At 39.6% G+C, this 12,684-nt stretch carries 10 protein-coding genes; 8 read left to right on the top strand and 2 right to left on the bottom strand.

What is annotated here, in order from left to right; translation table 11 throughout:
- The first annotated feature begins 91 nt into the window (after positions 1 to 91).
- Both U859_RS0109895 and U859_RS0109890 read left to right on the top strand, forming a co-directional pair.
- Positions 92 to 544 (top strand): lipocalin family protein, encoded by a 453-nt coding sequence (locus tag U859_RS0109895; RefSeq protein ID WP_025143224.1) that lies wholly within the window; start codon positions 92 to 94, stop codon positions 542 to 544.
- 109 nt (positions 545 to 653) lie between these two features.
- Positions 654 to 1,334 carry a type 1 glutamine amidotransferase domain-containing protein gene (locus U859_RS0109890; protein WP_025143223.1) on the top strand — a complete coding sequence of 227 codons (681 nt, stop codon included), beginning with the start codon at positions 654 to 656 and terminating at the stop codon, positions 1,332 to 1,334.
- A 41-nt stretch (positions 1,335 to 1,375) separates the two neighbouring features.
- Here the strand turns inward: U859_RS0109890 and U859_RS0109885 are convergent, their stop codons facing one another.
- Complete coding sequence (locus tag U859_RS0109885; RefSeq protein WP_025143222.1) at positions 1,376 to 2,071, bottom strand: DUF6624 domain-containing protein; 696 nt, start codon at positions 2,069 to 2,071, stop codon at positions 1,376 to 1,378.
- Positions 2,072 to 2,751: 680 nt separating this feature from the next.
- On the opposite strand from U859_RS0109885, the gene dnaE reads away from it, so the two are divergent.
- From dnaE to U859_RS0109850, 6 genes are all read left to right on the top strand, one after another.
- Positions 2,752 to 7,185, top strand: coding sequence for a DNA polymerase III subunit alpha (gene dnaE / locus U859_RS0109880; RefSeq protein WP_025143221.1), 4,434 nt, complete (start codon positions 2,752 to 2,754; stop codon positions 7,183 to 7,185).
- A 154-nt stretch (positions 7,186 to 7,339) separates the two neighbouring features.
- Positions 7,340 to 7,660: a thioredoxin gene (trxA, locus tag U859_RS0109875; RefSeq protein WP_025143220.1), complete on the top strand. Its 321-nt coding sequence runs from the start codon at positions 7,340 to 7,342 to the stop codon at positions 7,658 to 7,660.
- Between the two features lie 126 nt (positions 7,661 to 7,786).
- Positions 7,787 to 9,004 carry a PQQ-dependent sugar dehydrogenase gene (locus U859_RS0109870; protein WP_029985611.1) on the top strand — a complete coding sequence of 406 codons (1,218 nt, stop codon included), beginning with the start codon at positions 7,787 to 7,789 and terminating at the stop codon, positions 9,002 to 9,004.
- A gap of 447 nt (positions 9,005 to 9,451) precedes the next feature.
- On the top strand, positions 9,452 to 10,369 hold the full coding sequence (locus U859_RS0109860) for a DUF58 domain-containing protein (RefSeq protein ID WP_025143217.1): 918 nt from the start codon (positions 9,452 to 9,454) through the stop codon (positions 10,367 to 10,369).
- A 75-nt stretch (positions 10,370 to 10,444) separates the two neighbouring features.
- On the top strand, positions 10,445 to 10,906 hold the full coding sequence (locus U859_RS0109855) for a redoxin domain-containing protein (protein WP_025143216.1): 462 nt from the start codon (positions 10,445 to 10,447) through the stop codon (positions 10,904 to 10,906).
- A 3-nt stretch (positions 10,907 to 10,909) separates the two neighbouring features.
- Positions 10,910 to 11,428, top strand: a complete 519-nt coding sequence (locus tag U859_RS0109850; RefSeq protein WP_025143215.1) for a DsbA family protein — start codon at positions 10,910 to 10,912, stop codon at positions 11,426 to 11,428.
- Between the two features lie 182 nt (positions 11,429 to 11,610).
- Here the strand turns inward: U859_RS0109850 and U859_RS31010 are convergent, their stop codons facing one another.
- Positions 11,611 to 12,561 carry a chitinase gene (locus U859_RS31010; RefSeq protein WP_025143214.1) on the bottom strand — a complete coding sequence of 317 codons (951 nt, stop codon included), beginning with the start codon at positions 12,559 to 12,561 and terminating at the stop codon, positions 11,611 to 11,613.
- Between the last annotated feature and the right edge of the window lie 123 nt (positions 12,562 to 12,684).

Below are 12,684 nucleotides of genomic sequence, written 5' to 3'. Positions count from 1 at the left end.
TATAAGGTTTAAAAATGCTTTTCAAAACTTTATAATTTAATCAGGGTTTACTTAGTAAGTATTAAACAGCGTTTTTTTGTTCTAACAAATTATGGAAAACAAGCCCATTTCGAATATCGATTATAAAGCCTTTGAGGGCAAATGGTATTCATTATATTCAATCCCAACATTATTAGATAAACATTGGAAACAGACTACTGAGACTTACACATTGGCTGATGACGATCATTTCGATGTGTACACCACTTATCATAAAGAGGGCAAACCTGAAGAAAAATCGATTACTTCTAAATTGTTTTTTGATGATGAAAAAGCCGATGGTGATATGAAAGCCCAGTTTTTATGGCCTTTTAAAATCGGTTACTGGATTATCGAACTGGCCGATGATTATAGTTATGTAGTAGTTGGGCATCCCGATGAAAAATACCTGTTTATTATGGCACGTGAGCCTAAAATGGAAGCCGATTTATTGGTGCATATTATAGAAAGATGCAGGCAAAAAGGATACGAGGTGAGTGAGTTGGTGAGCCAGGAGCACTTTTAAACAGTTTTCAGTTTGCGGTTCTCAGTTGATAGTTCTTGTCATTCTGAACGCATTGAAGAATATAATAGTTCTATTAGTTTAGTAAATTAATAATTAAAAAAATATCATCATGAAAATATTAACGGTTTTAACATCCCACAGCGAGCTGGGAAATACTGGTGAAAAAACAGGTTTTTGGATTGAAGAATTCGCAGCGCCATATTATTTAATGGCAGATGCAGGAGTAGAGATCACATTAGCTTCGCCAAAAGGAGGGCAGCCACCCATTGATCCTAAAAGCGATGCGCCTGATGCGCAGACTGAAGCAACAAAAAGATTTAAAGCAGATAAAGAGTTGCAGCAAATTCTTGCAAATACCGTTCAACTGAATACGGTGAACGAAGAGGATTACGATGCCGTATTTTATCCGGGAGGTCATGGGCCGTTATGGGATTTGGCAAATGATGAAAAATCTATATCACTTATCGAAGCATTTTATAAAGCCGAAAAACCAGTGGCTTTCGTATGTCATGCGCCAGGTGTATTAATTAAAGTTAAAGATCAAAATGGCGATCCTTTAGTAAAAGGTAAAGCCGTAACCGGATTTTCAAATTCGGAAGAAAAGGCTGTTAAATTAACCGATGTAGTGCCTTTTTTATTGGAGGATGAGTTTAAAAAAATTGGTGGCCATTACAGCAAAGGCGCCGACTGGAGTTCTTATGTGAAAAAGGATGGTTTGCTCATTACCGGACAAAACCCAGGCTCATCAGAAGAGGCCGCAAAAGTTTTGTTGGAAACGTTAAAAGAATAAGTTTTAAACCTCGCAGATTTTCAAAGCCTGCGAGGTTTTTTTTAATTGGATGGTTTTGTGATTTTCTTAATCTCGTCCATCGTATATGCTTTATAAGAAAAGCCAAATCGCCTGGTATTTTCTTCAACAGTTGTATCGAAACCCGCTTCCTTACGTCTTCGATTTACGTTTTTAGCGTCTTTAATGGGGATAACATATTGGAAAAATTCTTTTTTTCCGGTTTGGGGATTCATAATTTGTATTCCATATACCTGTGTGCCATATATTTGTTCTTTCCCTTCATTGCTCAGTTTTCTATCCAACATCATGGCGGTGTATTTAAAAGGTAATTCCCCACTCTTGCCTGCTTTTTCAATCAGTGGATAATATTTTGGAATAATAGCAGGGTTATGCTGTATTACATAAAACACGGTGGTATTTGCTGGTTCACCCACAAGTGTTTTTCCGGGATAACCATATTTTGCAATAATGGCTTCAACTTTTTTAAGATGAATGGAATCTATTTCCTTCATTATCATCCATTGACTTTTTTGAAGCACCTCTTTCGAAGAATTAAATAATGCTGCAATAGTGTCTTTTCTCCCTTCAGAGGTTTCTGTATCTCCAAACTCTCTAATGCCCTGATCGAGTTGTAAAATAGAATCGAGTTGCTTTTTCAATTCCATATTAATCTGCTTTTGTGCGGATGCAAATGAGGCAGTTCCCAAAATAAAAAGAGAAAGTAAAATGAGTTTCATGGCGTATGTTGGCAATTTTGAATCCTAGTATATTCCTAAAATAACAGTTTTTTTATTGAAGCCTTTCTTTTTAAGCAAGTTTAACTTTATTTAACAAGCTGCTATTATATTGTTTTTGTTGGAAACGTCAAAAAGGTAAGTTTTAAATCTCGCAGGTTTTTAAGTCGCTCTACTTAGATGTTCTTGAATGGCTTAGGTGGTCAATATTATTTTGGAAATGGCCGGCAGTTACACTTCGGTTAGTGAAGCCCTGCTATCGTTTCAAGTCCTCTCCCGATGAAAAATCGGGATGCGGGCTTTCCACTTTATCAGGTTTATTTACCAAGTGACGCGGTTCTTCGGGAAAAAGTGCCTAACAGTAAATAAACCTCTAAGGTTTTTACACTATTGCTTTTAAAGATTTTGTGCACGAGCCTTTGTAAACTAGACCTGATTGACGGGGAAAGCACCCGATTTTTATCGGGACTTGTACCAAAAGCAGGGCTGAATGAACCCAAAACGCCACTGTCGTTGCTCTTCAAATAACATGGGTTTGATCAAAAAAGAAGGCGTTGCTCTAAATATATTTTCTTATTTTCCACTATATTTTGTTGATAAAATGATGACAGCATCAGCCTTCAAATTCCTTATTTTTGAAGAACCGTTATTATTCTACAACGACTGATTCTTTACTGCACAATATGTACTTAATTTTTGATACTGAAACCACTGGTTTGCCCCGCAATTTCAATGCACCAATTACCGATACGGATAACTGGCCGCGTTGTATACAGATTGCATGGCAATTGCACGATGAGATGGGGAGATTGGTTGAACATCAGGATTATCTGGTTAAGCCAGAGGGGTTTAATATTCCTTACGATGCCGAAAGGATTCACGGTATTTCTACCGAACTGGCTGTTGAACAGGGGATCGGTTTTGATGAAATGCTGGCTAAGTTTAACGAAGTTTTAAATAAAGCCAAATTTATTGTAGGCCAGAATGTTGGCTTCGATGTAAACATTATGGGCTGCGAGTTTCATCGTTTTGGTGTAGCCAACCGCCTGGCAGAGATGCCTGTTTTAGACACCTGTACCGAAGTTACCGCGCAGCTTTTACAATTGCCAGGAGGTAGGGGCGGTAAGTTTAAACTGCCAACCCTAACCGAGTTGCACTCCTATTTATTTGGTGTTCCTTTTAACGAAGCCCACAATGCTACTGCCGATGTGGAAGCTACTACACGCTGTTTTTTAGAGCTGGTAAAAAGAGAGGTCTTTAAAAAAGAAGAACTACTTGTAGATGTGGAATATTTTCCGCGTTTTAGGGAGGTAAATCCTGGATTAATTGATGGGGTTGGTTTAAAACACATCAACTTAAAAGCAGCATCTGATGAAATCCGTAAGCGCCAGCAAAAAACTGAAGGCAGCGGGATTTCTAAACAAGCCCTTGCAGGTAATAAACAAGAACTTGCGGCAGCCACCTTTGTGCATTTGCATAACCACACCCAGTTTTCGGTATTGCAAAGTACCATCAGTATCCCCGATTTAGTAAAAGCCGCCGCAGCACAAAAAATGCCCGCGGTAGCTATGACCGATCATGCCAATATGATGGGTGCCTTCCATTTTGTTAATAATGTTTTAAACCATAATAAAGCTGCTGAAGCTAAAAACGCTGCCGCAATTGAGGCTGGCGAACGACCAACAGAGGTGGTGATGACGCCGATTGTTGGTGTGGAGTTTTTTGTTTGTAATAACCACTTAGACCGGACCGCAAAAGATAACGGTTACCAGATGGTATTGTTGGCGAAAAACAAAAAAGGATACCATAATCTGGCTAAAATGTCGTCGATAGCCTATACAAAAGGTTTTTATTATGTGCCGCGTATCGATAGACAGGTAATTGAACAGTATAAAGAAGATATCATCGTGCTTTCCGGAAATCTTTCCGGAGAGATTTCCAATAAAATATTAAACCTCGGCGAAAATCAGGCAGAAGAGGCTTTACTTTGGTGGAAAGCTCAATTTGGTGATGATTTTTATGTTGAGGTAATGCGCCATAGTCAGGAAGATGAAGACCGTGTAAACGAAACTTTAATCTCTTTAGCAAATAAACATGCCGTAAAACTGATTGCAACCAATAACACCTATTACATTAATAAAAAGGATGCCAACGCACACGATATTTTACTTTGTGTAAAAGACGGTGAAAAACAAGCCACACCAATTGGCCGTGGTCGTGGTTACCGTTATGGATTGCCAAACCAGGAATACTATTTCAAATCGGGCGATGAAATGAAGGCGCTTTTTGCCGACCTGCCCGAGGCGATCCTGAATATTCAGGAAATTCTTGATAAAATTGAAATTTATAAACTTGCCCGTGAGGTACTCTTACCGAAATTCGATATCCCTGAAGAATTTTTGGTTGCCGAAGATGAAGCCGATGGTGGAAAACGCGGAGAGAATAAATTTTTACGTCACCTTACTTACGAGGGTGCCAAAAAACGTTATGGTACGTTAACCCCTGAGGTTACCGAGCGTTTGGATTTTGAATTACAAACGATTGAGAAAACAGGTTATCCGGGTTATTTCCTGATTGTACAGGATTTTATTGCCGAAGCCCGCCGGAGAGATGTTTCGGTAGGTCCGGGGCGTGGTTCTGCTGCCGGTTCGGTAGTTGCCTACTGCCTGTGGATTACGAATATCGACCCGATTAAGTACGATCTCCTTTTTGAGCGTTTCTTAAATCCCGATCGTGTATCCATGCCCGATATTGATATCGATTTTGATGATGAGGGCCGTGGCCGCGTAATGGAGTACGTAATCAATAAATACGGTTCCAGCCAGGTGGCGCAGATTATTACCTACGGAACTATGGCGGCAAAATCTTCTATCCGGGATACTGCCCGTGTATTGGATTTGCCACTTTTCGAGGCCGATAAAATTGCCAAGCTGATTCCGAACATGAAGCTGGCTAAAATCTTTACACTCGATGAAAAGAGTTTAAAAGACGCTTTACGTCCCGATGAATATGAGCGCGTGGTAGAGTTGAAAAACCTCGGTGGGTTAAAAGATTTAAGTGCCGAAACCATACAACAGGCGCAGATTTTAGAAGGATCGTTAAGGAACACGGGTATTCATGCCTGCGGGGTAATTATCACCCCAAGCGATATTACCAATTTCGTTCCTGTATCAGTTGCCAAAGATTCTGATTTATATGTTACCCAGTTTGATAACTCCGTTGTAGAAAGCGCCGGTTTATTAAAAATGGACTTCTTAGGGTTAAAAACCTTAACCCTGATTAAGGACACCGTAAAACTGGTGAAGAAAAGACATGGAATCGACCTCAATCCGGATAATTTCCCGATTGATGATGTAATGACTTACGAGCTTTTCCAGCGTGGCGAAACCATCGGGATTTTCCAGTACGAGAGTCCGGGGATGCAGAAGTACATGAAGGAGCTTAAGCCTACAGTTTTCGACGATTTAATTGCCATGAACGCCTTATACCGCCCGGGACCGATGGAGTATATCCCAAGTTTCGTACGCCGTAAAAATGGTGAGGAAGAAATTAAATACGATTTAGATGCCTGCGAAGAATACCTGAAAGAAACTTATGGTATTACCGTTTATCAGGAGCAGGTAATGCTTTTATCGCAGAAACTGGCCGGATTTACCAAAGGTGAGGCCGACGTACTGCGTAAAGCGATGGGTAAGAAGCAGAAAGACGTTCTGGATAAAATGAAACCTAAATTTGTAAAGCAGGCCGCAGAGAAAGGCCATGATGCGGCAACTTTAGAAAAAATCTGGAAAGATTGGGAAGCGTTTGCATCCTACGCCTTCAACAAATCGCACTCTACCTGTTATGCATGGATTGCTTATCAAACCGCATACTTAAAGGCACATTACCCTGCCGAATATATGGCTGCGGTGCTTTCCAACAACATGAGTGATATTAAACAGGTGGCTTTCTTTATGGAAGAATGTCGCCAGATGAGTGTTACCGTATTAGGTCCTGATGTAAACGAATCTGATCTTAAATTCTCTGTTAATGCCAAAGGAGAAGTCCGTTTTGGAATGTCGGCAGTAAAAGGCGTGGGCGAAAAAGCGGTAGAAAGTATTATCGAAGAACGTACGGGTAATGGTCATTACGCCAGTGTTTACGATTTTGCAAAACGTTCTAACACCCGTATTGTAAACAAAAAAGCTTACGAGAGTTTCGTGTACAGCGGTGCTTTTGATGCCTTTGGCGGACATAGGGCACAGTATTTTTACATCGGCCCTAACGATAAGATGAATGGCATTGAGAAAATTATCAAATATGCCAACGATTTCCAGAATAACGAAAGCACTTCCCAGGCTTCATTGTTCGGTGGATCAAAAGCTGATCTGATTTTAGAACCTAGTTTACCAGTTTCGCCGGAGTGGGCTTTAATGGACAGGTTGAAGTATGAGAAAGATGCCATCGGGATTTTCCTTTCAGGTCACCCATTGGATAATTATAAACTCGAACTCGATAAATTCTGCACCCATGGGGTTAGGCAGCTCAGCATCATCAACAAAGTGCGTATGGGCGATAGCAACGAAGAGGTTTTGGCCGAATTCGAAAAACTGAAAAACCGTGAACTCTGTGTAGGTGGTTTGGTGGTAACGGCATCGCAAAGGATTACCAAAACCGGTAAACCTTTCGGAACTTTTGTTTTCGAAGATTATGAAGATGCCAGCGAAATGGCCTTGTTTGGAGAAGACTTTTTGAAGTTCAAATCATTTTTAACCGAAGGATATTTCTTACAAATCAGGGGAAGGGTAGGAGAACGTTTCGGAAAAGCGGGAGATTGGGAATTTAAGATTACGGCAATCAACCTCATGTCCGAACTGCGTGATAAACTGGCGAAAAGTTTAACCATCCAGGTACCGATTGAGCGGGTTAACGACCAATTGATGAGAGAAATTGAAGCCATATTAGCAGACAATAAGGCAAACTCTGAACAACAGAACTGCCAACTTAACTTCGCCGTTTTTGATAGCGAAAAGCAGATTATGCTCGATTTACCTTCGAAAAATTTAAAAATAAACCCCAATAACAAGTTCTTAGAACAATTGATGGGAATGAATGTTGTAAATTATAAGCTAAACTAGCGTTTGGTGTTTGGCGCTTAGCGTTTTGGGTTTATCAAACGCTTATCGCTGTCCGCTTGGCGCTCACCGCTTTACCAAAATAATGTCAAATTGACATTACAGATGTTATGGCATTACAATTGAATACATATATTTGAACATAAAAAAAATAATTATGGCATTAGAAATCACAGATGCAAACTTCGAGGAGCTTGTATTAAAATCAGATAAACCCGTATTAGTAGATTTTTGGGCAGAATGGTGTGGCCCTTGTCGCATGGTTGGTCCAGTTGTAGAAGAAATCGCTAAAGAATATGATGGTAAAGCGGTAGTTGGAAAAGTAAACGTTGATAACAACCCTCAAATTTCAATGCAGTTTGGTATCCGTAACATCCCTGCTTTATTATACTTTAAAGATGGACAAGTTGTAGACAAACAAGTTGGTGCTGTTCCAAAATCTATTTTAGCAGAAAAATTAAACAAACAATTAGTTTAATTTAGCTTCAAGCAAAAAGATCAAAGCCTAAAGGCTTGTAACATATTTAAAACCCAGGTTCATTTGATGGATTTGGGTTTTTTATTGCAAACATAATTTTGTTTCTTTAATAAAAAACTAACAATCATGTCTATTAACTTATTTAACAATAAAACTTTAGGTATTTTATTGGCAGGTTTGGCCCTAAACTGTGCAAATATTGCCTGTGTATCGGCTCAAAACCCTGTTGAAACCAACGAACCATCGGCTGATTATAAACCTGCCTTTGCCGGGCAGACCAGAATTGCTGGCATAAAAACCAAAACTCCTCTGGATATTACGGTTATCAATGAAAAGTTGGAAAATCCATGGGCAATTTCGGTACTTCCTAACGGAGGTTTCCTGATTACACAAAAACAGGGCACCATGGTGATCCTTACGCCGGATGGAAAACTGAGCAAAAAAATTACCGGTTTACCAAAGGTTGATCCTTCCGGTCAGGGTGGTTTACTGGATGTAACTTTAGATCCAAACTTTGCGAAAAACAGAATGATATATTGGGCTTATTCGGAGCCTCAGGATAAAGGTGTTTTATTGGCCATAGCCAAAGGAAAACTTGCTGCAAACGAAACTTCGATAGAAAACCAGACCATTATTTACCGTGCTACACCAGCTTATACAGGCAAACTACAATATGGATCGCGGATTGTATTTGATAAAAACGGTAACTTATTTGTAAGTACAGGCGAACGTTCGGGTAATGATATCAGGATACAGGCGCAATATCTAAATTCTTCCTTAGGAAAAATTCTGCACCTTACTACTGATGGAAAAGCGGTTGCTAACGGTCCGTTTGCAGGTAAAGCGGATGCCAGACCTGAAATTTATGCTTATGGATTACGTAACCCGGATGGTTTGGCCATTAATCCATCAACAGGCGATTTATGGGAAGCCGAATTTGGTCCTAAAGGTGGCGATGAGGTAAACATCATTAAATCAGGAAAAAATTATGGCTGGCCCATTATTACCTATGGAACAGAATACAGCGGTAAAAAAGTTGGCGATGGCATTCAGCAAAAAGAAGGAATGGAACAGCCGGTTTATTACTGGAATCCAAGTATTTCACCTGGTTGCATTGCTTTTTATAACAGCAACAGCATAGCCGAGTGGAAAGGTAATTTATTTGTAGGCGGTTTGGGTGGTTCGCATATTATCCGTTTGGTCATTAAAGATGATAAAATAGTTGGCGAAGAGCGGTTATTAGAGGGCAAAGGCGAACGTTTCCGCGATATGGCAGAAGGTAAAGACGGAGCGCTTTATTCGGTAACCGATAACGGACATTTGTATAGGATTGCGAAGAAATAATTAAATCCAAAAAGATAATCAGACCTCGCAGGTTTTCGAAACCTGCGAGGTCTTTTAAAATATTAATCCTGAATTCTTTAATGAGTTTGGGATTTTTTTGGAAACGAAGGTTCAGTTTTTCATAGGGGTTTTCAGCCCCGCTATACGCTTTACTTCGTTGCACTACGTGTTCGCTCCTATCGGGTTTATTTACCACGGATAGTAGCACAAACCTGCGAGGTCTTTGAAGCGGTGGGTTTTGCGTTAGGGATTGTAAGGGTTCAGTACCGATTTTTCATCGGTACCGGAGCGCAGCGCAGCCCTGAAAAGCCCGCCCCTTGGGGAACGCCCAAATTAATTTGCAGTTTGCAATTTCCAGTTTGCAATAGCTCTGCGCCTGAATTTGAAACTTCGGAAGTGTTGGCTAATTTTTCATTTTTTTAATAAATCTTTTATTAGCTTTACGATATGCAGGCTGTAAACTACGAGAACGAAACAAGCTATGGTAATTTAGAATTGCTTGCCCAGCAAGTGGTAGAAGGTTTTATTACGGGCTTGCATAAAAGTCCCTTTCATGGCTTTTCGGTTGAGTTTGCCGAGCATCGCCAGTACAATAATGGCGATAACGTTAAAAATATCGACTGGAAATTATACGCCAAAACGGATAAACTTTACAGCAAACGCTTTGAAGAAGAAACCAACCTGCGCTGCCAGTTTGTAATCGACGTTTCCTCTTCGATGTATTTTCCGGAACCGAAAAATAACAAACTGATTTTCTCGATACAGGCTGCTGCATCTTTAATGTACCTGCTAAAGAAACAACGTGATGCTTTCGGATTAAGCTTATTCACTGATGAAATACTTTTAAATTCTCCGGCAAAATCGACTACGGTTCATCAGAAATATTTATTTACCCAATTGGAAGAACTGTTGCATAAACCGAACATAAATGCACAGACCAATTTAAGCGAGGCATTACACCAGGTGGCAGAATTGATCCATAAACGCTCATTGGTAATTATCTTCAGCGATCTCTTCAATACACAGACCAGCGCCGATAAAACCGATCAGTTTTTTGATGCTTTACAGCACTTGAAATTTAACAAACACGAAGTGGTGGTTTTTAATGTGGTTGATCAATCAAAAGAAGTAGATTTTGAATTTGAAAACCGCCCATACCAGTTTATTGATATGGAAACCGGCGACACCATCAAAGTGCATACCAACCAGGTAAAGGAAAATTATACTGCTGCTGTTTCCAGCTACCGCCGGCAAATTGCCTTAAAATGTGCCCAATATAAGATCGATCTGATTGATGCCGATATGAACGAAGGTTTTTATCCTGTTCTCCAGTCTTATTTAATCAAAAGGCAAAAATTAGGCTAAGCTTTTTGTTTCAAAGCAAAACAACAGTAAGGGTACACTGTTAATTAATAAACGATTTAATTTAAACTCGATAATATGTTAGAAAAAGGCGCTACAGCACCAGATTTCGAATTGAATGCTACTCCCGATCAAAAAATAAAACTTAAAGATTTTAAAGGTAAAAATGTTATCCTGGCTTTTTATCCGGCAGACTGGAGCCCGGTTTGCAGCGACCAGATGGCCCTTTATAACGAGATGCTCAAATATTTCAGCAAATATGATGCGCAGATTTTCGGGGTTTCGGTTGATAGCGTTTGGTGCCACCTCGCCTTCGAAGAAAACAGAAAACTACATTTTCCATTACTGGCAGATTTTGAACCAAAAGGTGCAGTTTCTAAAGCTTATGGCGTGTACGATGAGGAAGTTGGGGAGAGTAAAAGAGCACTTTTCGTAATTGATAAAGAAGGCAAAATTGCCTGGAGTTATTTATCGCCTGTAGCGGTTAACCCTGGTGCCGATGGCATTTTAGATGCATTAGAAGAATTAAGCAAGAAATAAACCATGAGCACATTAAAACCCGAAATAAACAGTCAGGATCATATTCAAGGTGATGATTCGGCAAGTATAACCATTGTGGAGTTTGGCGATTACCAATGTCCATACTGTGGAGATGCTTATCCCATTATGAAAGAAATTGAAGAAACCTTTGGTCATCAGATTAAATTTATATTCCGTCATTTTCCTTTGGCCAATGCACACGAATATGCTTTTCCAGCGGCGATAGCAGCAGAGGCAGCAGCTTTACAGGGCAAATTTTGGGAAATGCACGATGCACTTTATGAAAATCAGTACCGTTTAAATGCTGAACTATTTGACGAATTGGCCGAAACCATTGGCTTGGATTTAGAGCAGTTTCAGCAAGACAGTGCTTCAGAAGAGATCAAAACCATCATAGAAGATAATTTTGACAGTGGTATGCGCAGTGGTGTAAATGGAACCCCATCATTTTATGTAAACGGAACCAAATTTGATGGTGGCGCAGCAGATCTGTATCAAATGCTTAAAGAAAGTACGGAGTAGTTTTAGTACAATCATTTTTCATTATAATATTTTATTAAAAGAGTCGTCATTGCGAGGTACGAAGCAATCTTAAAGCGCTCGCTACCAGCGATAGTCGTAAGATTGCTTTCCCGAATGTCGGGACAGGCTGTCGGCTGGAAAAGCCTTCTCGCAATGACGATTTCCATTAAAAACCCAATCCCTTACCCTGAAAACGGTTGCATTTTTCCACAATCGCAATAACAGTTGGCATCCATTACATTAAACTTTTTCAAAAAGTACTGATAAAAGCCGATTCTGTCTTTCATTGCAGGCGTATCACTTCCCTTATTACATTCTAATGCGCCATTTACAATATTAATGGTCATTCCGAAACCGGGTTTATATCCTTTTTGTATTTCAGCCGCAGATGGTTTCCATTTTCCGGTGATGACATCGTGAGGAGATGGTTTTGCACCCTGGGGCGTCATCCAGAAATAAATTGCGGTTTCAAAGGCTGTTATGGCATTGGTGCTAACCATGTTGGGGTTGTTAAGTAGAATTTTCTTATCACCAAAAATACAGTCTGATGCAAAACCATAATTGCTGTTGTAACTCAATTGAATGGGACCGCGGCCATAATATTTTTTCCCGGCAACAGCAAGGTAGGTAACATTGGCAACAGTATAATTGGCATTGGTATCCAATTCGTGGTTAAGCATTAAACCATCATTATATTTATTGTTGACCCCATTCCGGGTTTCGTGAGCAATATGAGCGAATAAAGCAGCAAGTTCTTTTTTGTTTATATTAATGTCTTTTGAAGCACAGAAATCAGCATAATCGATAGTTGAAGTGCTGTAAGGTTTTGCTTTTGCCCAGGTTTCGTTCCAGTCTTTATCCTGTCGAATTACAGATGCTTTATTTGTCCTTTTATCCGTTCTGGTGATTTTATAAATCCACTCGCCCCGTTTTTCGATCTTGATTTTAATAAATGACATTGCAGAAACGGCTTTGGCAAAGGAAGTATAGCTGTAAAATTTATTCCGCTGAGGGAAAAAGCTGTTAAATTCTTTTTCTGAAAAATAGCTCGTAACAGTTGATTTTGCCTTGCTGAAGCCAACATTAAATAAGCATATTGCTAAAATTAGAATTACAATGCATTTGTTTTTCATAATCGATCAGGTAGGTATGTGTTATCTAATTTAACAAAAAACCTCATGTATTTTGCAATACATGAGGTATCAGATAAGGGTAACCGGAAAACTAAAAAACTAATTATGAGTTTTTAGAATTTA

Origin of the sequence: Pedobacter jeongneungensis (genome assembly GCF_000633455.1) — a bacterium.
GTDB classification, from domain to species: Bacteria; Bacteroidota; Bacteroidia; order Sphingobacteriales; family Sphingobacteriaceae; genus Pedobacter; species Pedobacter jeongneungensis_A.
The sequence above is the reverse complement of the archived record's forward strand: the minus strand, read 5'-3'. Positions and strand labels throughout refer to the sequence as shown.

Bases quoted from the DNA above. Each gene is read 5' to 3' on its own strand.
- U859_RS0109895 (WP_025143224.1), top strand. From the start codon at position 92: ATGGAAAACAAGCCCATTTCGAATATCGATTATAAAGCCTTTGAGGGC.
- U859_RS0109890 (WP_025143223.1), top strand. From the start codon at position 654: ATGAAAATATTAACGGTTTTAACATCCCACAGCGAGCTGGGAAATACT.
- U859_RS0109885 (WP_025143222.1), bottom strand. From the start codon at position 2,071: ATGAAACTCATTTTACTTTCTCTTTTTATTTTGGGAACTGCCTCATTT.
- dnaE (WP_025143221.1), top strand. From the start codon at position 2,752: ATGTACTTAATTTTTGATACTGAAACCACTGGTTTGCCCCGCAATTTC.
- trxA (WP_025143220.1), top strand. From the start codon at position 7,340: ATGGCATTAGAAATCACAGATGCAAACTTCGAGGAGCTTGTATTAAAA.
- U859_RS0109870 (WP_029985611.1), top strand. From the start codon at position 7,787: ATGTCTATTAACTTATTTAACAATAAAACTTTAGGTATTTTATTGGCA.
- U859_RS0109860 (WP_025143217.1), top strand. From the start codon at position 9,452: ATGCAGGCTGTAAACTACGAGAACGAAACAAGCTATGGTAATTTAGAA.
- U859_RS0109855 (WP_025143216.1), top strand. From the start codon at position 10,445: ATGTTAGAAAAAGGCGCTACAGCACCAGATTTCGAATTGAATGCTACT.
- U859_RS0109850 (WP_025143215.1), top strand. From the start codon at position 10,910: ATGAGCACATTAAAACCCGAAATAAACAGTCAGGATCATATTCAAGGT.
- U859_RS31010 (WP_025143214.1), bottom strand. From the start codon at position 12,561: ATGAAAAACAAATGCATTGTAATTCTAATTTTAGCAATATGCTTATTT.